The sequence below is a fragment of the Halosimplex salinum genome (assembly GCF_003730195.1).
Lineage (GTDB): Archaea > Halobacteriota > Halobacteria > Halobacteriales > Haloarculaceae > Halosimplex > Halosimplex salinum.
Genome location: NZ_QWGG01000002.1, coordinates 66,112 through 88,389, shown reverse-complemented (window position 1 = coordinate 88,389; position 22,278 = coordinate 66,112). Strand labels below are relative to the sequence as shown.

Annotated in this window: 21 protein-coding genes; 9 read left to right on the top strand and 12 right to left on the bottom strand. The window is 69.5% G+C overall.

Going from position 1 to position 22,278, the window contains the following annotated elements:
- The first annotated feature begins 129 nt into the window (after positions 1-129).
- Positions 130-1,803: a thermosome subunit beta gene (thsB, locus tag D1409_RS05745; protein WP_394339018.1), complete on the top strand. Its 1,674-nt coding sequence runs from the start codon at positions 130-132 to the stop codon at positions 1,801-1,803.
- 271 nt (positions 1,804-2,074) lie between these two features.
- On the opposite strand, the gene D1409_RS05740 is transcribed toward thsB, so the two are convergent.
- The gene (locus tag D1409_RS05740; protein WP_123535012.1) at positions 2,075-2,620 is read right to left on the bottom strand and encodes a universal stress protein; all 546 of its coding nucleotides are present in this window, start codon (positions 2,618-2,620) and stop codon (positions 2,075-2,077) included.
- 148 nt (positions 2,621-2,768) lie between these two features.
- Here D1409_RS05740 and D1409_RS05735 point away from each other — a divergent pair, with 148 nt between their 5' ends.
- Positions 2,769-3,758 (top strand): ornithine cyclodeaminase family protein, encoded by a 990-nt coding sequence (locus tag D1409_RS05735; RefSeq protein WP_123535010.1) that lies wholly within the window; start codon positions 2,769-2,771, stop codon positions 3,756-3,758.
- A gap of 15 nt (positions 3,759-3,773) precedes the next feature.
- On the opposite strand, the gene D1409_RS05730 is transcribed toward D1409_RS05735, so the two are convergent.
- Complete coding sequence (locus D1409_RS05730; RefSeq protein ID WP_123535935.1) at positions 3,774-4,364, bottom strand: nucleotidyltransferase family protein; 591 nt, start codon at positions 4,362-4,364, stop codon at positions 3,774-3,776.
- Between the two features lie 93 nt (positions 4,365-4,457).
- Here D1409_RS05730 and D1409_RS05725 point away from each other — a divergent pair, with 93 nt between their 5' ends.
- Both D1409_RS05725 and D1409_RS05720 read left to right on the top strand, forming a co-directional pair.
- Entirely contained in the window at positions 4,458-6,164 is a 1,707-nt protein-coding gene (locus tag D1409_RS05725) for a thiamine pyrophosphate-binding protein (RefSeq protein WP_123535008.1), read from the top strand.
- 185 nt (positions 6,165-6,349) lie between these two features.
- A complete protein-coding gene (locus D1409_RS05720; RefSeq protein WP_123535007.1) occupies positions 6,350-7,318 on the top strand; it encodes an NAD-dependent epimerase/dehydratase family protein in 969 nt (322 codons plus the stop codon).
- A gap of 86 nt (positions 7,319-7,404) precedes the next feature.
- Here the strand turns inward: D1409_RS05720 and D1409_RS05715 are convergent, their stop codons facing one another.
- The 3 genes from D1409_RS05715 to D1409_RS05705 all read right to left on the bottom strand — a co-directional run bounded on the left by D1409_RS05715 (position 7,405) and on the right by D1409_RS05705 (position 9,680).
- Positions 7,405-8,127 (bottom strand): SIMPL domain-containing protein, encoded by a 723-nt coding sequence (locus D1409_RS05715; RefSeq protein ID WP_123535005.1) that lies wholly within the window; start codon positions 8,125-8,127, stop codon positions 7,405-7,407.
- Positions 8,128-8,307: 180 nt separating this feature from the next.
- Positions 8,308-8,913 carry an HD domain-containing protein gene (locus D1409_RS05710; RefSeq protein ID WP_123535003.1) on the bottom strand — a complete coding sequence of 202 codons (606 nt, stop codon included), beginning with the start codon at positions 8,911-8,913 and terminating at the stop codon, positions 8,308-8,310.
- A complete protein-coding gene (locus D1409_RS05705) occupies positions 8,913-9,680 on the bottom strand; it encodes an EthD domain-containing protein (RefSeq protein WP_123535001.1) in 768 nt (255 codons plus the stop codon). The genes D1409_RS05710 and D1409_RS05705 overlap by 1 nt, the downstream gene beginning before the upstream one ends.
- Positions 9,681-9,790: 110 nt before the next feature.
- On the opposite strand from D1409_RS05705, the gene surE reads away from it, so the two are divergent.
- The 3 genes from surE to D1409_RS05690 all read left to right on the top strand — a co-directional run bounded on the left by surE (position 9,791) and on the right by D1409_RS05690 (position 13,103).
- Positions 9,791-10,582 carry a 5'/3'-nucleotidase SurE gene (gene surE, locus D1409_RS05700; RefSeq protein WP_123534999.1) on the top strand — a complete coding sequence of 264 codons (792 nt, stop codon included), beginning with the start codon at positions 9,791-9,793 and terminating at the stop codon, positions 10,580-10,582.
- Positions 10,583-10,682: 100 nt separating this feature from the next.
- Positions 10,683-11,771, top strand: coding sequence for a hypothetical protein (locus tag D1409_RS05695; RefSeq protein WP_123534997.1), 1,089 nt, complete (start codon positions 10,683-10,685; stop codon positions 11,769-11,771).
- Between the two features lie 63 nt (positions 11,772-11,834).
- Positions 11,835-13,103: a M24 family metallopeptidase gene (locus D1409_RS05690; RefSeq protein ID WP_123534995.1), complete on the top strand. Its 1,269-nt coding sequence runs from the start codon at positions 11,835-11,837 to the stop codon at positions 13,101-13,103.
- A 39-nt stretch (positions 13,104-13,142) separates the two neighbouring features.
- On the opposite strand, the gene D1409_RS05685 is transcribed toward D1409_RS05690, so the two are convergent.
- A complete protein-coding gene (locus D1409_RS05685; protein WP_123534993.1) occupies positions 13,143-13,646 on the bottom strand; it encodes a GNAT family N-acetyltransferase in 504 nt (167 codons plus the stop codon).
- A gap of 112 nt (positions 13,647-13,758) precedes the next feature.
- Here D1409_RS05685 and D1409_RS05680 point away from each other — a divergent pair, with 112 nt between their 5' ends.
- Positions 13,759-14,760, top strand: a complete 1,002-nt coding sequence (locus D1409_RS05680) for an LLM class flavin-dependent oxidoreductase (RefSeq protein ID WP_123534991.1) — start codon at positions 13,759-13,761, stop codon at positions 14,758-14,760.
- Between the two features lie 542 nt (positions 14,761-15,302).
- Here the strand turns inward: D1409_RS05680 and D1409_RS05675 are convergent.
- The 6 genes from D1409_RS05675 to D1409_RS05650 all read right to left on the bottom strand — a co-directional run bounded on the left by D1409_RS05675 (position 15,303) and on the right by D1409_RS05650 (position 21,470).
- Positions 15,303-15,698, bottom strand: a complete 396-nt coding sequence (locus D1409_RS05675; RefSeq protein WP_123534989.1) for a PaaI family thioesterase — start codon at positions 15,696-15,698, stop codon at positions 15,303-15,305.
- A gap of 477 nt (positions 15,699-16,175) precedes the next feature.
- On the bottom strand, positions 16,176-17,123 hold the full coding sequence (locus tag D1409_RS05670; protein WP_123534987.1) for a GNAT family N-acetyltransferase: 948 nt from the start codon (positions 17,121-17,123) through the stop codon (positions 16,176-16,178).
- A gap of 1 nt (position 17,124) precedes the next feature.
- Positions 17,125-18,378, bottom strand: coding sequence for a Glu-tRNA(Gln) amidotransferase subunit GatD (gene gatD / locus D1409_RS05665; RefSeq protein WP_123534985.1), 1,254 nt, complete (start codon positions 18,376-18,378; stop codon positions 17,125-17,127).
- 52 nt (positions 18,379-18,430) lie between these two features.
- Complete coding sequence (locus D1409_RS05660; protein WP_123535932.1) at positions 18,431-19,600, bottom strand: zinc-dependent alcohol dehydrogenase; 1,170 nt, start codon at positions 19,598-19,600, stop codon at positions 18,431-18,433.
- A 41-nt stretch (positions 19,601-19,641) separates the two neighbouring features.
- Positions 19,642-20,415, bottom strand: a complete 774-nt coding sequence (locus tag D1409_RS05655) for an SRPBCC family protein (RefSeq protein WP_123534983.1) — start codon at positions 20,413-20,415, stop codon at positions 19,642-19,644.
- 206 nt (positions 20,416-20,621) lie between these two features.
- Positions 20,622-21,470 (bottom strand): alpha/beta fold hydrolase, encoded by an 849-nt coding sequence (locus D1409_RS05650; RefSeq protein ID WP_123534981.1) that lies wholly within the window; start codon positions 21,468-21,470, stop codon positions 20,622-20,624.
- A 157-nt stretch (positions 21,471-21,627) separates the two neighbouring features.
- On the opposite strand from D1409_RS05650, the gene D1409_RS05645 reads away from it, so the two are divergent.
- Positions 21,628-22,275 carry a DUF456 domain-containing protein gene (locus D1409_RS05645; RefSeq protein ID WP_123534980.1) on the top strand — a complete coding sequence of 216 codons (648 nt, stop codon included), beginning with the start codon at positions 21,628-21,630 and terminating at the stop codon, positions 22,273-22,275.
- The last annotated feature ends 3 nt before the right edge of the window (positions 22,276-22,278 follow it).

Genomic DNA, 22,278 nt, shown 5'->3' with positions numbered 1-22,278 from the left:
ACCACATCAAACCGGGCATCGGAGGCGCTATGGCGGTAATCCGGGGAGACACGCGGCGTATCGGCGGCGTGGCGCTCGGCTTCGAACACCCAATTTTATATAGAAGCACATTCATACTCTCGGTTGAACATGAGTCAGCAGCGAATGCAGGGTCAGCCCATGATTATTCTGGGTGACGACTCCCAGCGGATGAAGGACAAGGACGCACAGAGTCACAACATCTCGGCGGCGCGCGCGGTCGCCGAGTCGGTCCGCTCCACACTCGGACCGAAGGGGATGGACAAGATGCTCGTCGACTCCCTGGGCGACGTAACGGTCACGAACGACGGCGTGACCATCCTGACCGAGATGGACATCGACAACCCGACGGCCGAGATGATCGTCGAGGTCGCCGAGGCCCAGGAGGACGAGGCCGGCGACGGCACGACGACCGCCGTCGCGATCGCGGGCGAACTTCTCAAGAACGCCGAGGACCTCCTCGAGCAGGACATCCACCCGACCTCGATCATCCGCGGCTTCAACATGGCCAGCAAGAAGGCCAAAGACGAGATCGGCGAGATCGCCACGTCCGTCGACCCGAGTGACGAGGAGATCCTCAAGTCCGTCGCCGAGACCTCCATGACCGGCAAGGGCGCCGAGCTCAACAAGGACGTCCTCGTCGACCTCGTCGTCGAGGCGATCCAGGCGGTCACCATCGAGGCCGAGGACGGCTCGCACGTCCCGGACCTCGAGTTCCTCAAGCTCCACACCCAGACGGGCCGTTCCGTCTCCGAGTCCGACCTGCTGACCGGCGGCATCATCGACAAGGACGCCGTCCACAGCGACATGCCGTCGACGGTCGACGACGCCAACGTCCTCCTGCTGGACACGCCCATCGAGGTCGAGGAGACCGAGACGGACGCCCAGCTCAACCTCGACAGCCCCGACCAGCTCCAGGACTTCATCGAGCAGGAAGAGGAGCGCCTCAAGGAGATGGTCCAGACCATCGCCGACTCCGGCGCCAACGTCGTCTTCTGCCAGAAGGGCATCGACGACATGGCCCAGCACTACCTCGCCAAAGAGGGCATCCTCGCCGTCCGCCGCGTGAAGAAGTCGGACATCGAGTTCGTCTCCGAGATTCTCGGCGCGCGCATCGCCTCGGACATCGACTCCGTCACGTCCGAGGACGTCGCCAGCGGCTCCGTCCGCCGCGACGAGGACGACGAGATGTTCTACGTCGAGGGCGAGGACGGTCACGGCGCGACCCTCCTCCTCCGCGGCTCGACCAACCACGTCGTCGACGAACTCGAGCGCGGCATCAACGACGCGCTCGACGTCGTCGCCTCCACCGTCGCCGACGGCCGCGTCCTCGCGGGCGGCGGCGCAACCGAGGTCGAACTCGCCGGCCGCGTCCGCGACTACGCCGACTCCGTCAGCGGCCGCGAGCAGCTCGCCGTCGAGGCGTTCGCCGACTCGCTCGAGCTCGTCCCGCGCGTGCTCGCCGAGAACGCCGGCCTCGACTCCATCGACACGCTCGTCGACCTCCGCGCCGCTCACGAGAACGGCGACGAGCACGCCGGCCTGAACGTCTACTCCGGCGACGTCGTCGACACCTTCGAGGCCGGCGTCGTCGAGCCGGCCCACGCCAAGGAGCAGGCCGTCTCCTCGGCCTCCGAGGCCGCGAACCTCGTCATGAAGATCGACGACATCATCGCTGCCGGCGACCTCTCGACCGCGGGCGGCGAGGAAGAGGGTGCGGGCGGCCCCGGCGGCGCCCCGGGCGGCATGGGCGGCATGGGCGGCGGTATGGGCGGCATGATGTAGGAGCGGCGAGCGCGAGCGAGGCGCTCCGAACTGCCGAGCGGGGAACGGAGTGACCCGCGAGGCAAGCCCACTTTTTGCCGCTGGGGTATCCTCGGCGCGCTCCGCGCGCCTGCGGGTACCTCTCGCGGCAAAATCATGGGTGAAAAACGCCGGGCGCTCCCGCTGGTCGCGACCGGTGAACCGCGCGCCTGCGGCGCGCGGATTCCTCCCCGTCGACTACCGACTGCCGCACCGCCCGCTGACTACCTTCTCACGTTTTCGCGCCGACGAGTCACGCAGGTGGCGTCGGTTCCTCCTCGTCGGCGATCCGCTCGACCTTCGTCCCGCCGCAGTTGCGACACGAGGTGATCTCGAGGTCGTGGTCCGTGTAGTACTCCTCGCCACAGCTCTGACAGCGGTGGGTCGGCATCTCCTGTTCCTGCCGGTCGCCCGTGACGACCACGGGACGCGGCGAGTCGAGCGTGACCTCCTGGCTGACGCTCCCGAACAGCACGGAGCCCAGCGGCGACCGCTTGCGCCCGCCCAGCAGGATCATGTCGGCGTCTGCCTCGTCGGCGGCCGCGAGGATCTCCGACGCCGGGTCGCCGAAGCGAGCCGTGGTCTCGACCGACAGACCGGCTTCCCGGAGCCGGTCGTACGCTTGCTCGCCCGATCTGAGCTGTAACGGCGACGGGTCTTCCGTGCGGTCGGCCTCGTCGAACACGTGCAACAGCTCCACTTCGACCGACGACGCCGCGTCCGGCAGACCGATCGCCGTCTCTACCTGTGCCGTCGCCCGCGACTCCGCCGTGTCGACCGGCAACAGGACTGTGTACATGGATATTTCACCAACGTTAATGTACAACAAGTAGTGTGAAAACCCTTCCCCCGATGCCCAGTAGACGAGAGCCAGCAGTGCATCGGAAGGCCGCGGATTCGGGCGTGAGCGGTCGAACCTCTAAGTATCGGGAGGCGGAACTACCGGTATGCAGACGCTCCTTCTGGACCCCGATGCAGTCGAAGCCGCGGCGGAGACGTCGGCGGTCGTGGACGCCGTCGAAGCGGCGTTCGTCGCCGACGCGCGCGGGGACACGCAGATGCCCGCCAAGTCCTACATCGACCTCCCCGAGTACAACGGCGACTTCCGGTCGATGCCCGCCTATCTCGACGCCGGCGACTGGGACGCTGCGGCGGTCAAGTGGGTGAACGTCCACCCCGACAACCCGGCGGACCACGATCTGCCGACGGTGATGGGCACCGTCGTCTACTCCGACCCGGAGACCGCGTTCCCGCTCGCGCTCCTCGACGGGACGACCATCACCCGCAAGCGCACCGGCGCGGCGGCCGCCGTCGCGACGAACTACCTCGCCGTCGAGCACGCCCGGACGATGGGTCTCGTCGGCGCGGGCGTCCAGTCCTACGCGCAACTGGAAGCGGTCGCGACGGTCCGCCCGATCGAGGAGGTGGTCGTCGCCGACCGCGACGAGGAAGCCATCGCCGAGTTCGTCGACGCCTTCGACGACCGGTTCGACGTGCGCGGCGGGTCCATCGAGGAGGCCGCGCAGTGCGACGTGCTCTCGACGGTGACGCCCGTCGAGGAGCCGATCGTCCACAGCGTCGGCGACCACACGCACGTCAACGCCATCGGCGCCGACGCCGCCGGGAAACACGAGATCGCCGACGAGATCCTGCTCGACGCCACGCTCGTCATCGACGACTACGAGCAGTGCACCCACTCCGGCGAGATCAACGTCCCCTGGAGCCAGGGTGTCCTCGATGACGACGACATTCACGGCGAACTCGGCGACGTCGTCGTCGGAGAGAAGCCGGGTCGGACACCCGAGACCGGCGTCACCGTCTTCGACTCCACCGGACTGGCGATCCAGGACGTGGCGGCCAGCCACGTCGTCTACGAGTACGCCACCGAGCACGACGTCGGCGAGCCCGTCTCGCTGGTGGATACGGACGTGCTCTGACCGCCGATTGGGGGCTCACCGCAGTCGTTCGAGGTCGTCGGGCGTGTCCACGTCCAGTCGGACGCCCGGATCGCCGGTCTCGACGACCGCGGCGTCGTCGGCCGCTCGAAAGACGGTGCGGCCGCCCGTGTCGCCGTCGAGCGCGGCGAGCCCCTCGAAGTGGACCGCGTCGAAGAGGACGGGATTGCCCCGCTGACCGTCGTACCCGGCCGCAAGCGCCGAACCGTGCCCGTCCCGATACGCCGCGACGAGGTGATCGACGGTGGTCGCGTCCACCCGCGGCATGTCCCCGAGCGCGAATACCACTGCGTCGGCACGGTCTCGCGCCCACGTGACCCCCTGACGGACCGACGTGGCCTGTCCGACGCCGGCGTCTGGGGTCTCGACGATGTCGAGGCCGAGACCGGAGAGGGCGTCACTGACGCCCGTTGCGTTGGGGTCCACGACCGCCGCGACCGGGCCGAGATCGGCCTCGGCGAGCGTCCGGGCGGCGTGGCGAACGAGCGGGACGCCGTCGAGGTCGGCGAGTAGCTTGTTCCGGTCGCCGAAGCGGTCGCTCCCGCCCGCAGCCAGAAGCACGCCCGCGACGGTCGCGTCGTCGGACACACCGCGGAGTACGTCCGGTTCCGGGAAGTGTCTGCCGCCACAGCTCACCTGGTCCGCGGTACTACCAAGGCCGCGGACGTGGTACAGTGTGACATGAATACGGCCGAGCGGATCGTCGCCACGCTGGAAGCGCTCGACGTGGAGTACGTCTTTGGCTACCCGGGCGGGCGCGTCATCGAGGTGTTCGACGCGCTGGCGGAGTCGGAGGTCGAGGTGGTGCGCCCCCGCGACGAACGCGAGGCCAGCGTCATGGCCGAAGCGGTGGGCCGGATCACCCGCGACCCGGGCGTGCTCGCCGGACAGGGCCCGTGGATCGGAAGCCTCGGTGCGATCGGACAGATGGAAGCGCGACTGGGGTCCTCGCCGATGGTGGTGATCACCGAGATGAGCGAGCGGGGCGACTACTCGACGCTCGCGCCCTACCAGCAGGCCAGGGGTGACTACGGCGGACTGGACCTGCCGTCGATACTCGACGGCGTGACAGCGGAGCACTGGGAGCCCCGGACGCCCACGGAGACCGTCCGAAGCCTCCAGCTCGCGTTCAAGCACGCCACTGCGGGTCGACCCGGTCCGTGTGCAGTCGTCCTCGACGGCGATGCGGTGACCGAGGAGGTCCCCGAGGATCCGACGCCGCCGCTGTGGGACGACGAGGCGCAGACCAGAACGTGGGACGCACGCCCGGTCGACGGCGACCTGTCGCGAGCGGCCGACGCGCTCACCGAGGCTGGCCGTCCCGTCGTGCTCGCAGGCAACGGCGTCCACGCCGCGAACGCCTACGACGAACTCGAAGCGGTCGCCGAAGCAGCCGACGCAGCAGTCGTCACGTCCTACCTCGGGAAATCGACCATCGCCGAGACCCACGAGCGGGCCGCGGGCGTCGTCGGGTCGTTCGGCCACGAGGGCGCGAATCATGTCGTCAGCGACGCCGACGTGTTGCTGGTCGTCGGCTGTCGGCTGAACCCGATGGACATCAACTGGGGCGCGGCGTCGTTTATCCGTCCCGACGAACAGACGATCCTCCACGCGGACATCGACCCGCGCAACGCCGGGTGGGTGTATCCCGCCGACGTGGGGCTGATCGGCGACGCACGGGCGACGCTCGACGCCCTCAGCGACGCGCTGAGCGGTCGGGGTAGCGACCGCGGCGGTGGAGGCGACTGGGCGCTGAACCGGGCGCGAGCGGCTCGCAAGCGCTTCACCGCGCCGGCCTGCGAGTCCGACGCCGTCCCGATAAAGCCCCAGCGAGCCGTCGCGGCGATCGAGTCCGTCGTCGACGCGGAGACGGTCGTCACAGCGGATTCGGGGAACAACCGTTTCTGGCTGCTCCACTACCTCCAGACGCCCGCTCGACGGACGTACTTCGGGAGCGGCGGCGTCGGCGGGATGGGGTGGGCGGCGCCGGCGGCGGTCGCCGCGGCGCTGGTCACGGATCGGCAGGGCATCGCCGTCGCCGGAGACGGCGGCTTCGCGATGACGATGACGGCGGTCGAGACGGCCGTTCAGCAGGACGTGGCGCCGCTGTTCGTCGTCCTCAACGACACCTCGCTGGGGATGGTCCGCCAGATGGACGAGGCCCTCCCCGGGACGGAGTTCCACGATACCGACTTCGTGGCCGTCGCCGAGGCGATGGGTGCCCGGGGCGAACGAGTGACGGAGCCTGCGGATCTAGAGCCCACGCTGGAGGCTGGGAAACGGGCCGACCGCCCCACCGTCGTCGACGTCCGGATCGACCGCGACGAACAGATGGCCGACCAGCTGGCGTCGTCGTTCTACGAGGAGGTCGGCGGACTCCACGAGTGACGCCGTCGCTGGTCCGAAAGAGCGAACAGGTGGCAACGGCTGATTCGCGAAGCGGCGTGCCACGCTCCCGCTGACCGCTCCGCGGTGGGTCTCACGGCATAGGCGGGGTTGGTCGCGGTTCCCGATATAAATGTCAGCACTACTGGTTGCGGCAACTTTTTCCACCGCGTGGGCGAACAGCGCGTATGGCAACGGTACTGGTGACCGGCGGGACCGGCTTCATCGGCGCGTACGTCGCGGCGGATCTGGTCGAACACGGGCACGACGTGGTCGCGTTCGACCTCTCGACGGACGAGACCCGACTGGCGAAACTCGGCGTGGCGGACGACGTCGAGGTGGTCCGCGGCGACGTGACGGACCCGACGGCAGTGGTGCGTTCGATCCGGGAGACGGGGGCGACGCACGTCGTCCACCTGGCGGCGCTACTGACCGACGGTGCGCGCGGAAACCCGCGAGCGGCGCTGGAGGTCAACTGCGGTGGGACCAACAACGTCTTCGAGGCGGCCCGGACCCTCTCGGACCAGGTCGAACGGGTCGCGTGGGCCTCTTCCGCGGCGGTGTACGCCCCGCCCGGGCGCTACGCCGGGAACGACCGAGACGGCTGGGTCACCGAGGACGACCTCGTGTACCCGGACACCCTCTACGGCGCGACCAAGGAATACAACGAACACCAGGCCCAGGTCTACCACGAGGAGTACGGCGTCTCGCACGTCGGCCTGCGGCCCACGGTCGCGTACGGTCCGTACCGCGAAACGGGCGGCTCGGCGTTTCTGGTCGACCTGATCGAGAAGCCGGCGCTGGATGAGTCGTTCGCCGTCGAGTACGGCGACCAGACCATCGACTGGCAGTACGTCCGCGACGTCGCACAGGCGTTCAGGAGGGCGGCGTTCGCGCCTGAATCGGACCTCTCACGGCGGATATACAACGTCCGCGGCGAGTGCCAAACGATTCGCGAGGCCGCCGAGACCGTCGAGTCGGTCGTCCCCGGCGCCGAGATATCCGTGTCTGACGAGGGCGACCTCCCGTGGACCCAGACGCTCGATACGACGCCCGCTCGCGAGGACCTGGGCTACGAACCGGAGTACGACCTCGAAGCGGGCATCCGGGAATACGTCTCCGTCCTGCGCGAGGAACACGGGTTGGATCCGCTGTAGTCCGTCTCTGCTGTGGTGTCCGGCTGTTCTTTCGTGGCGTATCCGCTTCAGTACGCTGGATACGGGGGCTCGACCGTCTCGATCCGTCAGTCGGCGGTCGCGTTGTAGGTGATCGTGACCGACGCGGAGACGGTGACGGGGCTGGCGTCGATGGTCGTCCCCTCCTCGGCGCCGACACGGTCTCCGACGAAGCCCACGTGGTCCCCGGTCGAGACCGAGTCGACGCTCCCGAGCGAGAGGCCGGTGCTGTCGGCGACGGCTTCCGCCTGGACGCGCGCGTCGTCGACCGCCTCGTCGATGGCGTCGGTGCGGAGATCCTGCCGGCGGTCCTCCGAGAGGGTGAACGTGACGCCGCCGACCTCGGTCGCGCCGTTCGCGACGGCGGCGTCGATCACGGCACCGGCCTCGCTGGTGTCACTCGTCGTCACCGCGAACGACTGTCGGGCGACGTAGGTGGTCGGGGCGTTCCCCTGGCCCTGTCCCTCTCCGGGCTGCTCCTGGCTGACCGAGTAGTCCGTCGTGCGGACCGAGGTGACCGAGAGGTTCTCGTCGTCGAGCGCCGCGCGCAGGTCGGAGACGTTCGACGCGAGGTCCTCGGTCGCGTCGCTGGCGTTCTCTCCTTCGGCGGTGACGGCGACGTGGACGACTGCCTGGTCCGGTTCGGCGGTGACTGTCCCGGTCGCCGAGACGGAGACCGTGGCGCTCTGGTTGCCGGCGCTCTGGCTCTGTAGCGCCCCGGCCCCGGCGACGCCGAGGGTGCTCAACAGGACGACGCTCGTCAGCAAGACCGCGGTGAGTTTGCTCTCCATGGCCTCACTCGCAGACCCGCCCACATTGTAATCTCCGCGTTATCACGGGTACGGTGAGCCAACTCGACCGGTAAGTGGCTGCCCGCTCGCGGTCGTGAGACGTCCCGGTACGCGCGGGACGGTAAGGCCGCGTTTCCGGGGACGGCGGCCCCGTTCGGCAGGGCCGGCAGGCGACCGCTGTCAGTCCGTAGTCTGAGAGTATCGGTCCACCCACTCGTCGAGTGAGATGCCCATCGTCGCCTGCGTGATCGCGTTCGACGAGGCGGCGTTGGCGCTCGCGACGAGTTCCGCTTCGAGCGTTCGCTCCGGTATCTCGCCGATAAAGTGAGGGATCGCCCGCTGGACCGCGAGCGGACAGCCGACCTCGTGTGCGAGCGCGTACCCGGACAGCGAGTGGGGGATCACGCCGCTCGCGTAGGTCGGGTCGGGGTCCACGAGTTCGTCGTCGACGTGGCCGACGTACTCGTAGCACTTGCCCACGTCGTGGAGGAGACAGGCCGCGACGAGGGTGTCGGTGTCGACCGCGGCGTCGTGACGATTCCGCTGGACCGCGGCGGACTCGACGGCGATCTCGGTCACGCCGCGGGTGTGTTCGACGTTGCTCACCTCGTCGATGTTCCAGGCGTAGGGCACGTCGCGAACGTCGCGCCACCCGCCCCGGCGGAGGCCGAGCACCCACGCCTCGACGACCTGCTCGCGGAGTCGGTCGCCGGTGATCGCGTCGAGTTCGGGGAACGCGTCGCGGACCTGCGCTTCGTAGTCGGAGTCGTCGGAGTCGTCGGCCATCAGTGCGCCTCGGTGCCCGTCGCGTCCTTCTGGACGGTCTCGCGGCCGATGAACCGCGGTCGTTCCGCGACGGCGAGGAAGTTGTCCACGTCCTCGCGGGCCTTCGCGGCGACTTCCCTGCTGGGATCGTAGTCGCGCGACCCGGGCGATCCCAGCGCGTCGTGCAGGTCTTCCAGCGACTCGAAGTACAGTTCGGCGACGCCGTCGAACTCCGAGGCCTCGGGGTCTGTGGGATAGACGGTGTGATATCGGACGACTCCCTCGATGTCGCGGGCCAGTGGGGTGTGCTGGGTCTCCCAGTAGTCGCGGAACTCCTCGTGACTCATCCCGGACTTGCGGACGAGGAATGCCGAGTGCTTGTACAGGCCGTCCGTGTCACCGTATCCCGACTCTCCGTGGCCGTCGTCGGCCCCGCCGCCCGTCTCGTCTTTCTGGACGACCTCCTCGCCGATAAATCGGGGCCGCTCTTCGACGGCGAGGAAGTCGTCCACGTCCTCGCGGGCCTTCGCGGCGACCTCCCTGGTGGGGTCGTAGTCACGCGACCCGGGGGACCCGAGCGCGTCGTGGAGGTCGTCGAGCGACTCGAAGTACAGTTCGGCGATCCCGTCGAACTCCGAGGCCCCGGGGTCGGTCGGCACGACGGTGTGATACCGGACGACCCCTTCGATGTCTCGGGCGACGGGCGTGTGCCCGTCGAGCCAGCGCTCGCGGAACTCGTCGTGGCTCAGCCCCTCGCGGCGGACCAGCAGGGCGACGTGCTTGTACATGTCTCACAAACCGCCCGGGTGGCGGATGAATTTTCCGGCGATACTTGCCAGCCGTGGCAAGCGTCGTGTCGACCGATAGACCAGTGTGTGTGCCGGGCGAACCGCCGACGATGGACGAGACACCGCACGTGCTCCTGACGAACGACGACGGCATCGACGACCTCGGGCTGGAAGTCCTCTACGAGCACCTCTCGGAGGCAGTCGACGTGACGGTCGTCGCGCCCGCCGAGGACCAGAGCGGCGTCGGCCGGAGGAACTCCTACTACGCGGGCCTGCGCGACCACGAGTGGGGGTACGTCGTGGAGGGGATGCCCGCGGACTGCGTCGCGTTCGGCCTCCGCGGACTGGACGAGCGACCGGACCTCGTGGTGTCGGGCGCGAACCCGGGGCCGAACATCGCCCTGCACCGCCTCGGCCGGTCGGGAACCGTCGGCGCGGCGGTGGAGGCGGCCCACCTCGGGATCCCTGCGATCGCCGTCTCGACGTACGACCCCGTCGGCGGGGAGGTCGACGACCCCACGCCCGAGTCGTTCGCCCGCTCCGCGGAGTTCACGACGGCGCTGTGCGAGCGACTCCCCGATTCGGGTGCTTTCGATGCCGTCGACTACCTGAACGTCCACGTTCCGACCGAACGCGCCGAGTCGCCGGCGGTCCGGATCACCCGTCCGAACGAGGCGTTCGACGTGACGGTCTCCAGAGACGGTGACGCCGTCTCGTTCGAGGACCGGAGTTACGACCCGCTCCGCGAGGACCTCGACGTGGACTTCCCGGACGACGAGGGCGAGACCGACCGGCTCGCCCTCTCCGACGGCGACGTGAGCGTCTCCCCGCTCGGCGTCCGCGACCAGGTCACCGAGAGCGACGCGCTGGCCGACGCGCTCGACGGACTGGAACTGGCCTGAGCGGCCGACCGCGCGACGAGGGCGTGCGACGAGGACCGTGGCTCAAACGGTCGTCGTATCCTTCTGAAGACACTTACCGGGCGGAACCGACGGAAGAGATATGAACCGACGCGAACTCCTGGCCGCTCTCGCTGCCGGGACGGCCGTAGTTCCGGGCTGTCTCGACGGCGACTCGAACGGCCCGGGCGACGGGTCGCCGTCGCCGACGCCCACCCAGACGCCGACGGGGACCGTCCCGGTCACGACGGACAGTGGGACGCCGGACACCGAAACAGACACAGGCACCGCGTCCGGCGAGTTCGTCCGCGAAGCGTTCGCCGTCCCCGAACTGGCAGCGCCGAACTCGCCGGACTCGTTCGGCGTCTACGGCGCCCGCGACGAGCAGTACGTGGTCGCGCTCCTGGACGGAGCGGCGGCCTCGCGGCCGGCCGTCGACGAGATCGCGCTGGTCGCCGACGGGGGCTCGCACGACGCGCAGAACAGCGTGGGATACGGCGGCTGGGCCCTGTTCGACTACGGCGGCGCGTACGACCCCGTCGACAATCCGGCCGGCTGGGTCGTCTGCCAGTTGCCCGACCCGCTCGACGTCGAGAGCGCGGCGATCACCTGGCCCGGCGGCGAGTACCCGCTCGGCGACGACGTCCTCGCGGACCTCGCCCGGCCGCCCGCGTCCTTCGAGATCACGTCCTTCGACGCGCCCGCGTCGGCGACGCAGGGAGAGACGTTCACGCTCTCGCTCGCCGTCGAGAACACCGGCGACGTGGACGGGACGTTCGTCGGCGCCGTGAACCGCAACTTCCCGGCGTACGCGCCCGTGGCGTCGATCCGACTGCCGGTCGCGGCCGGCGAGACCGCGACCTGGGAGCGGGAGGTCACGGTCGACGACGTGGGCTACGAGGGGAGCGGCGAGCTGCGCCTCTGGCTGTACTGGCGGGACGACTCCGCGGACCAGCAGGTGACGGTCGCGATAGGGACGGACTCGGACGACGGCACACGGACGCAGGGGACCGACTCGCTCGACGGGACACAGACGCAGGGGACCGAACCGGCAGGGACCGCCACGGATCCGGACGGGAGCACGAGAACGGACGGACGCGGCGGCACCCGAACCGAGACCGACCCGCCGACCGAGACACCGACCCCCACCGCGACCACGACCGAGCCGATCACCCCGGAACCCTCCGAGTGACTGCCTCCGCCCTCTCGCAAATGTTGCCGTAACTTGATTGGGCCGGCGACCGTATCCCGTCCCATGCACGAGCGCGAGTACATGGCGGGGACGCGGGGGACGATGGCCGTCGACTGGGAGGAGCGCATCGACGTCCGGCGACTGCGCCGCGAGCGCTACGAGCGGGCGCTCGACCGCCTCGACGACTCGCCGCTCGGCGCCCTGCTGCTCGTCTCGGACCCCAACATCCGCTACGTAACGGGGCTGGCGATGACCGGCGGGAGCGGCGCCGACCACTACACCCTGCTCACCGAGGACGGCGACGTGGTCCACTGGGACACCGCCGACCACGCCGCCAACCAGCGGTACAACTGCCCCTGGCTCGACGATATCCGCTACGCCGCGCCCGGCCTCGGAAACGTCCCGCGCGCCTCGGGCAGCGACTCGGCGCGCGCCTTCCTCGCCGGGAAGATGGCCGACCTCGTGAGTGACGCGATGGCCGAGTACGGCGTCGACGATCTGCCGCTGGGCGTCGACGTGGGGTCTCGACGACTCCACGACGCCCTGGAGGAGCGCGGCGTCGAGACCCGGACGAAGGACGCCACCGACCTCATGCACGACGCCCGGAAGACCAAGACACGCGACGAGATCGAGTGTCTCCGACAGGTCGCCGCGATCTGCGAGGCGGGCTTCCAGCGGATCACCGAGACCGCCCGCCCCGGCCGGCGCGAGTCCGAGGTCTGGGGCGAGGCGGTCAGGGAACTGTATCGTCACGGCGCGACCGTCGGCGGCGGCTACCTCACCTCCGGCCCGAACACCTGGCCGAAACACCAGGCCAACACGACCGACCGCGCGATGCGGCCCGGCGACCTCGTCTACGCCGACTTCTACAACGTCGGGTATCTGGGCTATCGCTCCTGTTACTACCGCACGTTCTCGCTCGGACCCCCGTCCGACGCCCAGCGCGACGCCTACGAGACCGCCGTCGACAACCTCTACCGGGTGCTGGAGGCGATCGAACCCGGCGTCACGACCGACGAGGTCGCCGCCCACTTCCCGGACATGGCGGGCGAGCACGCCGACTGGTACGACGCCGACGAGCACTGGCAGCTGACGACGAACCACTGGGCCCACGGGCTGGGGCTCCAGCTCTACGAGGTGCCGCTGGTCTGGCGCGGCGTCTCGCCGGACCACCCGATCGAGATCGAGGAGGGGATGACGATGGCCGTCGAGACGCAGGAGCCCGCCGACCGACAGGGCGTGCGCGTCGAGGAGATGGTCGTCGTCCGCGAGGACGGCGTCGAGGTGCTGAGCCAGTGGCCGGTCGCCGAGATCACGCAGATAGAGTACTGACCGAGTGTCGAGACCGATACAGTCGCCGCTCGTCGCCGCTCATTCGGCCGTTCGCTCGAAGACCGCCTCCCGGTACGACTCGTCGCCGATGCGCGTCTCGCTCTCGTCGACGCGCTCGAACCCGGTCGAGCGATAGAACTCGGTGCCGGTGTCGTTCTCCGCGAGGACCATCGCCCGTATCGTGTCTGCGCCCTCGGCGGCGAGTTCGTCGACGGTCTCGCGGAGCAACTCCCGGCCAGTGCCCTCTCCGCGATGACTCGGCGCGACGTAGAGCCGGAGGATGTCCCCCATCTCCAGGTCGACGACGGCGTGAGCGAACCCGACGACCGCGCCGGACTCGGTTTCGGCGACCAGCACGAGCGTCGTGTCGTCCTCGATAGCGGCCGCCAGCCGGTCGACGTCGTACCACTCCGAGACGCCCGCGCGGATGCTCTCGCGGCTGATCACGTCGGGATAGTCGTGCTCCCAGCAGTCCCTCGCCACGTCCTCGATGGCGGGCGCGTCGGCCGTCGTCGCCGCCCGGTACGAGACCTGCTCGCGCATGGCAACAATTGGCACGGTGAACGGTTGTATCTTTCGAGCGTGAACCTCGCCGTCGCTCTCTCGACCGGCGATCGGCCCGGACCGTTAACCGGCGGCCGGACGAACGGGGCGTATGGACCTCGGTACCGGGCTGTTCACCTGCCAGCGCCGCCCCGACGACGACCGCTCCTCCGAGGCCATCTACGACGAGTTGCTCGCCCTCGGCGAGGCCATCGACGACGCCGGTCTCGCCTCGGCGTGGGTCTCGGAGCACCACTTCACCGACGACGACTACCTCTCGGGGACGATGCCGGCACTCGGCGCGCTCGCGAGCGCCACCGACGACATCACGCTCGGGACGTGTATCGCGCTCGCGCCGCTGTACGACCCCGTCCGACTCGCGGAGGACGCCGCCACGGTCGACCTCCTGTCGGGCGGTCGCCTCGCGCTCGGCCTCTCCATCGGCTACCGCGACGAGGAGTTCGAGAACTTCGGCGTCCCGAAGGCCGAACGCACCGAGCGCACCGAGGACGCCGTCGATATCCTCCGCGGCGCGTGGTCCGACGGCCCCGTCGGCGTCGACCCCGAGTTCCACGCTATCGACGCTGGAACCTCTGTGACTCCGAAACCGGCCGGCGACCCGCCGATATTTCTCGGCGGTGCGGCGAAACCGGCGGTCCGCCGGGCGGCCCGCATCGGCGACGGCTGGTGTGCGCCCTCCTCGCTGTCACTGGAAGGGGTCAGAAAACGCGTCGAGGACATCCGAACCGTGCGTGACGAAGAGGGAATCGACGGCGATTTCCAGATATACCTCATCAAGCACGGTTTCGTGGGAGATTCGATGGAAGACGCGTGGGAGGCGATGCGCGACGGCTACTTCTACCTCCAGCGGCGCTACGCCGAGTGGTACGAGGGCGAGTCGATCGACGAGCTCCCCGCGGAGCGCCGCTCCGAGTTGAAGGACGAGGCGGTCTTCGGCACGCCGGACGACGTTGTCGAGGAGTTAGACTGGTACGGCGAGGCGCTCGGTGACGATATCCACGTGATCCTGCGGACCTACTACCCCGGTATCGGCACCGACGCGATGGCCGAGTGCGTCGAACGCCTGGGCGACGAGGTCGCACCGCGAGTGTGACAAGAACGGTCGGTGTCGTGAAACACTGCGTAAGTCTTCTGGCGCGCGCTGTCGCGAGTCCCGTCTCGCGACAGCACCGTGCGAGGTCTTCGCGAGTGAAACGAGCGAAGGCTCGGAAGATGACCGGAGGGAGTCTTCCGGTGGATGACTGAGCGAACGGAGTGAGCGAAGGAGTCGGCTGGGGAGGTGTGAGGCCGTCTACGGTGCTGTGCGGAGGCACTGCTGTCCTGGTGGACTGAAAGGGCGAGGCTCGCTCGCGTTTAGTTCAGTCGTCTGAGCAGGCTCTATTCGAGGGAGCGGAGCGACCGAGAATATCCTGCTCAGCGACCGCGAGAGCGAGGTGCGAGCGAAGCGAGCACCTCGACACGCGAACGGGGAGCGTAGCGAGCCGTGAGCGAGCGAGCCGAGAGCTTTCGTCGCTTGCCGTCGAGCGCGGTCGAATCAACTGCTAGCAAGCGAGCCGAGAGCTTTCGTCGCTGTGCCGCGGTTGCGGTCACTTCAACCAGTAGCCCAGCACCGACGCCAGATCGAACGATTCGCCCTCACTCGCTCGTGCCGGTCTTATAAACTCCCCGGGCGCTCGCGAGATGCGCCTCACCGTCGTCGGCGTACACGTCGACGTCGACGACGCCCACGTCGCTCCCCTGCCGGAGGACGTCCGCTTCCGCGGTCAGGTCGCCGGTGCCCGCTTCGAGGTAGTCCATCCGCATGTCCACCGTCGGGACCGGTCGGTCGACCAGCGAGACCAGCGCCGCGCCGCCGACGGTGTCCGCCAGCGTGTACGTGACGCCGCCGTGGGCCAGCACGCGTTCGCTGTGCCACGACAGCTCGTTGCGCATTTCGAGACGTCCCTCGGCGTGGCCGTCGTCGATCTCCGTGAGTTCGATCCCGAGGAGGTCCGCGAACGGCATCTCCTCGAAGAAGGTCTCCACGTCCATGTGCGAGTGGTTCGGGCCGGCTCTGTGTAAATCTCCGGTCGATGGGTGGGTGTGTCTGATAGAACCGCTCGCGTTGCTGGAGACAGCACCGCACTCGTGATCGTGGCTCAGTACAGCGTGAAAGCCCCGACCGGTTCGAGGGCTGCGACTCGCTGCGCTCCTCACTCCGTTGTCGTTCGAAAGAGCGCGAAGCGCTCTTTCGTGATGACGAGAGAGCTTCGCTCTCTCGAACCACGGTGCTTGCGTCGTCTCGCACCTCGAACCGGCCGCCCCTTTCATTCCCACCCGTGTCGGCTGCTTCGACAGTCTGTGCGGGTGGGAATGAAAGGGGCGACCCGCTGGACGAAGGCCGGCGAAGTAAGCACCGCAGGCGAAGCCGAGGAGCGCAACGAGCCGCCCGAGTCCAGCGGGTCGGGGCTTTCACGCTGTTTGTAGTTTGCTGGTCGCTTCCAGTGCTGGCTACAGCCACTCCCGATCTCAAACCCGGCCCGTCAGATCCGCGGCCATGACGAAGTCGGGGTTCTCGCTGACGGCGATGCCGGCGTAGGCGGCGTCGGAGACGTGTCGGGCGGTCTCGGGGATCAGGACTCGCGTCCGATCCGCACCGATATCGGCCGCGTCGCGAGCGATAGCGGCGAACAGCGACTGCGCGGCGGGGACGCCGTCCCACGCGCCGACGCCGTACTCGACCCATCGCTCGGTCTCCCCGCTCTCCCCGTCGTCCTCACCGCTCCCGCTCTCTCGTTCGTAGTCGCGCGTCCGATACGCGGCGCCGCAGGTCCCGTCGGTGCCCTGGACGGCGAACACCGCGGTCTCGGCGGCGGCCTCGCGGAACCGTTCTCTGGAACACTCCGAGAGCGCCCACGACTCCTCGGGGTCGAGCGTCAACCCCGCGAGTTCGCGGTCGGCGTCGCTGCGCTGCCAGTAGCTCCACGCCGCGTCGGGATCGGGGACCGCTTCCAGCCCGCTCGCCCCGTCGCTGTCGGCGCAGGCGTCGACGTCGGGGTCGGGATGGGCCCAGCGGAACTCGGTGGCCGGGTCGTATCCCACCCCGCGGGCGGCGCCGAGGCCGGCGACGTTCCACGAGAACACCATGTTCCGACAGACCGTCGCGCCGCGCTCGCGCGCCCAGTCGAAACAGGCCCCGTTCATCGCCTCGGCGACGCCGCCGGCGCGGGCGTCGTCGGCCACGCGCATCCCCTGCGCCCACGCCTCGTGCTCGGAGAGCAGGACGACCTGACAGACGCCGATAACCCGCCCGTCCGACTCGGCGACGACAGTGCGCTGTCCGGGACCGTCGCTCTCGATCCACTCGGGGAACACGTCCGCGATGTAGTCGCCGCGGTCGAAGCGGTCGCCCCACGTGTCGCTGGTGAACGCCGCGATGTCGTCGTGGTCGCTCGCGCGGGCCTGACGGACCTCCATCCTACGTCCAGGGGACCGAGCGGTCCTGGATCTCGCCGGCGAGCGAGGTTGCCATCGCCTCCTCGACGCTCTCAGTGTTCGCCAGCGCCCACATCAACTTGACCTTGGCCGTCCCCGGCAGGGTGTCCTCGCCCTCGACGATACCCGCGTCGAGCAGGTCGCGCCCGGTGTCGTACACCCGGTCGCAGACCCGCCCCTCGAGACACTGGCTCGTCATCACGACCGTCGTCCCGTCGGCGACGAGTTCCTCGATGCGCGGGATCCAGTCCGTGTGGACGTGCCCGAGTCCCGTCCCCTCCAGCACGACACCCGATTTGCCTTCGAGGGCATCGAGGAAGGCCGGGTCGGTGCCGGGCGTGAACTTCAGGAGTTCCACGTCGGTCGCGAGGTCGGGGTCGACGTCCAGTTCGGTCGCGTCGCGCTCGCGGTGCTCGCGGCGGAAGGTGATCTCGGGGTCGCCGTCGATGCTGTAGTCGGCCTCGCCGAGCGGTTTCGCGCCGACGGTCTCGAAGGCGTCCCGGCGCGAGGTGTGGTTCTTGCGGGCGCGGACGCCGCGGTGGAGGGCGCAGCGGTCGTCGGACTCGTCGGCGTGCATGCAGATCAGGACCTCGGCGCAGTCGGACTTGGCCGCTTCGACGGCGCAGACGGCGTTCATCACGTTGTCCGAGGACGGGCGATCTGCAGAGCGCTGGCTCCCGGTGAAGACGATGGGGACCGGCGTGTCGAGCATGAAGGCCATCGCGCTGGCGGAGAACTGCATCGTGTCGGTGCCGTGCATGACGACGACGCCGTCGGCGCCGGCCTCGATCTCCTCGTGGATCGCGTGGGCCAGGTCCTGCCAGACGTCGGGCGTCATGTTCTCCGAGAGGATATTCGCGACGACGCGCCCGCGGTAGTTGGCCATCCCCGCCAGATCCGGAACGGCGCGGAGGACGTCCTCGGCGTCGAACTGCGCGGTGACGGCGCCGGTGCGGTAGTCGACGGTCGAGGCGATGGTCCCGCCGGTGGAGATGAGCGAGACCGTGGGCAGGTCGTCGTCGAACTCGATGGTCGAGCGGTCGCTCTCGGCCTGGGCGTCCTCGACGTCGTACACGTCCGATTCGAGGACTTCCACGTCGGCCTCGTCGCGGTCGATCCCGACGTTGTACCCCCCTTCGAGTTTGACGACCAGGTGCTCCCCGGTCGTCGAGGGCATGAGGACGCCCTCGTGGGTCTGGTCCGCGCGTTCCACGCGGACGCGGTCTCCTGCGTTCATGTCCCGCCGTACCGCCGCCGCCGACTTGAACCCATTTGTTTCCCGCCCCCACTCAGGGGCGGAACACCGGCCGGATCATCCCGTCCTCTTTCTCCCGGAACATCCGGTAGGCCTCCGGGCCGTCCTCCAGCGAGAACTCGTGGGTCGCCAGATACGAGGGGTCCAGCTCGCCCTCGACGGCGTAGTCGAGCAGTTCGGGGACGTACCGCTGGCCGTGCTGCTGGGCGGTGCGGACGGTGATCCCCTTGTTCATCAGGATACCGAGGGGGAACTTGTCCATCAGGCCGTAGACGCCGAGGATCGAGAGGGTGCCGCCCTTTCGGCAGGCGACCATGGCCTGCCGGAGCGCCTCGCCGCGGTCGGTGTGCAGGCCGAACTGCTGTTTCGCCCTGTCGTAGGCGTGGGCGACGCCGGTCCCGTGGGCCTCCATGCCGACGGCGTCGATACAGGCGTCGGGGCCGCGCCCGCCGGTCAGCGCGTCTAACCTGTCGAGGACGCTGTCGACCTCGGTGTAGTCGATGGTCTCCGCGCCGGCGTGCTCGCGGGCCGCGTGCAGGCGCGCGGGGAAGCGGTCGATCCCGATCACCTGCTCGGCGCCCATGAGATCGGCGCTGTGCTGGGCCATGAGGCCGACGCCGCCACACCCCCACACCGCGACGGTGTCGCCGTCCTCGATGTCACAGAAGTCCGCGCCCATGTACCCCGTCGGCCACGCGTCGGAGACGAACAGGGCCTGCGTGTCGTCGAGTTCGTCGGGCACCTGGAAGCAGTTCTCGTCGGCGTGGGGGACGCGGATGTACTCGGCGTGCGAACCGGCGTAGCCACCGAACGCGTGCGTGTAGCCGTAGATTCCCGCCGTCGAGTCGCCGAGGATCGGTTCCTGCATCTCGGCGTTGGGATTCGTGTTGTCACACAGCGACCAGAGGTCGTCCTGGCAGTAGGCGCAGGCGCCACAGCCGATGAACGAGGGGACGACGACGCGCTCGCCCGCTTCCACGCCCTCGACGCCTTCGCCGGTCTCGGCGACTTCGCCGACGAACTCGTGGCCGAGCACGTCGCCCTCGCGCATCGTCGGGAGGTAGCCGTCGACGATGTGCAGGTCGGAACCGCAGGCGGTCGACGCCGTGACCCGCAGGACGGCGTCGTTCGGGTTGACGAGCGACGGCCGCGGCACGGAGTCCACCCGCAGGTCGTTCGTCCCGTGCCAGCACAGCGCCCGCATCTCGCCGATCCCCTCCGTACCGGTCCCGCTGGTGGCGTCGCTCACAGCAGGTCACCCTGCCCGCGCGCCGACGGGTTCCCTTCGAGCGTCGGCGTCTCGCCCGTCTCGACGAGGCTCTTGAACCGGCGGAGCGCCTTGCCGGCGGCCGCGTCCGGGAGCAAGTCGAGTCGGTCAATCACGGTCGTCGCGACGCGCCCGCCCGGCGGGTCGAAGCGGAGGTGCAGCGTCACTTCCGTCTCCTCGCCGTCCCCGCGCTCGAGGAAGCGGACCGACCCCTCGTTGGGCACCTGCGCGCCCGGCAGGGACTTCCAGCGCAGGAACTCCCCCGGGTCGGCGGCGACGACCTCCGCGTCCCACTCCAGGGAGATACCGCGCGGACCGGCGATGGCCCAGTGCTGGCGGTCCTCGCCGATCTGGTCGACCTCGGCGAAGTGGGCCCACATCTGCTCGTGTGTCTCGGGGTCGCGCCACCGGTCGTACAGTTCCGCCGCCGGCCGCTCGACGGTCATCGACCGCTGGACGTCGAGCGAGTCGCGCGGCGCGCCCTTCGCGGGTCGCTCCTCGGCGGCGGTCCAGCCGGCGGACCCGCCGCCGGAGGACCTCCCGCGGATCGCCCGATTCAGGAGCCAGCCGCCGGCCACGGCCGCGGCCACCCCGCGGACCGACCGACGGGCGACACCGTAGAGGAGGAGGGCGCCGCCGGCGACGCCCGCGGCGACGCGCCTCCCTCGTCCCGAGTCTGTTCTCCCGGTCGAACGGCCTGATCTCTCCTTCGACGATTCCCGTTCGCCTCGCTGTGTGTGTTGACTGGTCATCGAAAGCTCACCCGCACGGCTCACGAATGTCGCGACCGTGCGACGGCGCGTCGACTCCTCCCCGTCTCGACCGACGGAGCGGAGCGACGACGCTCGGATCCGATCCTCGGCCGACTCCCCCGTCAGTGTCGACCCTGCAACAGCAGGCAAGGGAGAGCGCGGTCGCCGTCCCCAGTTCCGCCCGCTCGCCCCCCTCTCTCGCCCGCTCAGATCTCGTCCAGAAACGCCCGGAGCTCCTCGGTCGCGACCGCCCGCTCGTCGCGGAACACGCAGTGGCCCGCGCCGTCGACGTGGACCAGCCGCCCGTCCTCGATCAGTGCGACACTCTCGCCGTCGCGCTCTCTCGCTTCCTCGTCCACGTCGGCGCGGAGGACGAGCGTCGGCGCCTCGACGTCCGGGTAGACCGCTTCGGGGTCCGCCCACCCGCCCCGGAACACTTCCGTAATATTCGCGCTGACTCGGAGGCGCGCGTCGGCCAGCCGGCTCGCCAGTTCCGTCTCGCCCGCTTCGACGTGGCCGGCGAGTTCGTCGTCGACCTCCAGCAGTTCCGCCTTCGAGTGGTCGTGCCACCACAGGACCTGCTGGCGGACGCCCTCTATCTCCTCCTCGCCGACGCCGTCGCCGTCCCGGTTGTCGCGGTTGTGCTGCAGGAGGCCCGCCGGATCGACCGAGACGACCGCGCGCGGCCGGTCGGGGTAGTTCGCGGCCGTCGCGAGCACCGTGTCACCGCCCATCGAGTGGCCGAACAGGATCGGGTCCTCGACGTCGAGGCCGTCGAGCAGGCCGATCAGGTCCGCGGCGCGGTCGTCGGCGCCGTAGCCCGACTCCGGCGCGTCGGACTGGCCGTGACCGCGCGCGTCGTACAGAATCACGTCGTAGTCGTCCTCGAGGTCGCGGGCGAGCGGCGTTCGACAGAGCCCGTCGTCGAAGACGCCGTGAGCGACGACCAGCGGCGGGCCGTCGCCGCCGGTGCGCGCGTAGTGCAGTCGCACGCCGTCCTCGACCTCGACGAAGCCCTCCGTCCAGTCCGCCGGCAACTGCGGCTCGACTGTCATGGGAACGCGTACGCGGATCGGCCGCAAAAACGTGTGGGCGCCGGAAGCACGCGGACGGTGGCCCGACGGACCGGCCCCGGACCGTGCGTCACTGTTGTGTCGCCGCCGCGAGGACGGGAGGGAAAGCCACATGACGGTTCGACTCCGAGAGTGAGATATGTCTGAGCGGACGGACGAACGAGCGTCCGACGACGCCGAGGACCTCCTCGACGACGATTTCCGCGGCGATGTCGGCGGCGACGTCGGCGGCGACGTCGGCGGCGGCGCCGGCGGAGATGTCGGTCTCGACGACGACGAACTCGGCGTCGACGTGGACGCGCTGACCAGCGACGTGGGCGGTGGGAGCGGAGCGACGGAGTCCGCGGAGCCGGCGGTCGAATCGCGTTCGCAGTCCGGGCCGGGACTGATATCGCGGCTGACGCCGTCGCTGAGCCGGCCGTCGCTCTCGCCGGCCCTCCCCTCGCTCCGCTCGTTCCTGCTCGCGTTCGCGCTCGTGGTCGGTGGAATGCTCGCCGGGAGCGCCGTCCCGCTGATCGGGTCGGTCACCAGCCTGATCGGCCTCTTTGCCGGTGCCTTCCTCCTGGGGCTGGGGAGCGGGAAACGCCGGTACCTCCCGGTCGCGGTGGCCGGTGCGGCCGCCGCCGTCGGCGCCACCGCGATGCAGGGGGTGCTCACCCTGACCATCGTCGAGACGCTGGGCGCCGGCCCGACCGCCGCGCTCGGCGCCACGACGGGTATCGCAGCCGCGGTCATCGGCCACTACTTCGGCCGCGACCTGCGCTCGGGGCTGACCCGGGACGTTTAATCA

Excerpts from the sequence above, each read along its gene's own strand:
- thsB (WP_394339018.1), top strand. The coding sequence starts at position 130 with ATGAGTCAGCAGCGAATGCAGGGTCAGCCCATGATTATTCTGGGTGAC.
- D1409_RS05740 (WP_123535012.1), bottom strand. The coding sequence starts at position 2,620 with ATGTACACAGTCCTGTTGCCGGTCGACACGGCGGAGTCGCGGGCGACG.
- D1409_RS05735 (WP_123535010.1), top strand. The coding sequence starts at position 2,769 with ATGCAGACGCTCCTTCTGGACCCCGATGCAGTCGAAGCCGCGGCGGAG.
- D1409_RS05725 (WP_123535008.1), top strand. The coding sequence starts at position 4,458 with ATGAATACGGCCGAGCGGATCGTCGCCACGCTGGAAGCGCTCGACGTG.
- D1409_RS05720 (WP_123535007.1), top strand. The coding sequence starts at position 6,350 with ATGGCAACGGTACTGGTGACCGGCGGGACCGGCTTCATCGGCGCGTAC.
- D1409_RS05715 (WP_123535005.1), bottom strand. The coding sequence starts at position 8,127 with ATGGAGAGCAAACTCACCGCGGTCTTGCTGACGAGCGTCGTCCTGTTG.
- D1409_RS05710 (WP_123535003.1), bottom strand. The coding sequence starts at position 8,913 with ATGGCCGACGACTCCGACGACTCCGACTACGAAGCGCAGGTCCGCGAC.
- D1409_RS05705 (WP_123535001.1), bottom strand. The coding sequence starts at position 9,680 with ATGTACAAGCACGTCGCCCTGCTGGTCCGCCGCGAGGGGCTGAGCCAC.
- surE (WP_123534999.1), top strand. The coding sequence starts at position 9,791 with ATGGACGAGACACCGCACGTGCTCCTGACGAACGACGACGGCATCGAC.
- D1409_RS05695 (WP_123534997.1), top strand. The coding sequence starts at position 10,683 with ATGAACCGACGCGAACTCCTGGCCGCTCTCGCTGCCGGGACGGCCGTA.
- D1409_RS05690 (WP_123534995.1), top strand. The coding sequence starts at position 11,835 with ATGCACGAGCGCGAGTACATGGCGGGGACGCGGGGGACGATGGCCGTC.
- D1409_RS05685 (WP_123534993.1), bottom strand. The coding sequence starts at position 13,646 with ATGCGCGAGCAGGTCTCGTACCGGGCGGCGACGACGGCCGACGCGCCC.
- D1409_RS05680 (WP_123534991.1), top strand. The coding sequence starts at position 13,759 with ATGGACCTCGGTACCGGGCTGTTCACCTGCCAGCGCCGCCCCGACGAC.
- D1409_RS05675 (WP_123534989.1), bottom strand. The coding sequence starts at position 15,698 with ATGGACGTGGAGACCTTCTTCGAGGAGATGCCGTTCGCGGACCTCCTC.
- D1409_RS05670 (WP_123534987.1), bottom strand. The coding sequence starts at position 17,123 with ATGGAGGTCCGTCAGGCCCGCGCGAGCGACCACGACGACATCGCGGCG.
- gatD (WP_123534985.1), bottom strand. The coding sequence starts at position 18,378 with ATGAACGCAGGAGACCGCGTCCGCGTGGAACGCGCGGACCAGACCCAC.
- D1409_RS05660 (WP_123535932.1), bottom strand. The coding sequence starts at position 19,600 with ATGCGGGCGCTGTGCTGGCACGGGACGAACGACCTGCGGGTGGACTCC.
- D1409_RS05655 (WP_123534983.1), bottom strand. The coding sequence starts at position 20,415 with ATGACCAGTCAACACACACAGCGAGGCGAACGGGAATCGTCGAAGGAG.
- D1409_RS05650 (WP_123534981.1), bottom strand. The coding sequence starts at position 21,470 with ATGACAGTCGAGCCGCAGTTGCCGGCGGACTGGACGGAGGGCTTCGTC.
- D1409_RS05645 (WP_123534980.1), top strand. The coding sequence starts at position 21,628 with ATGTCTGAGCGGACGGACGAACGAGCGTCCGACGACGCCGAGGACCTC.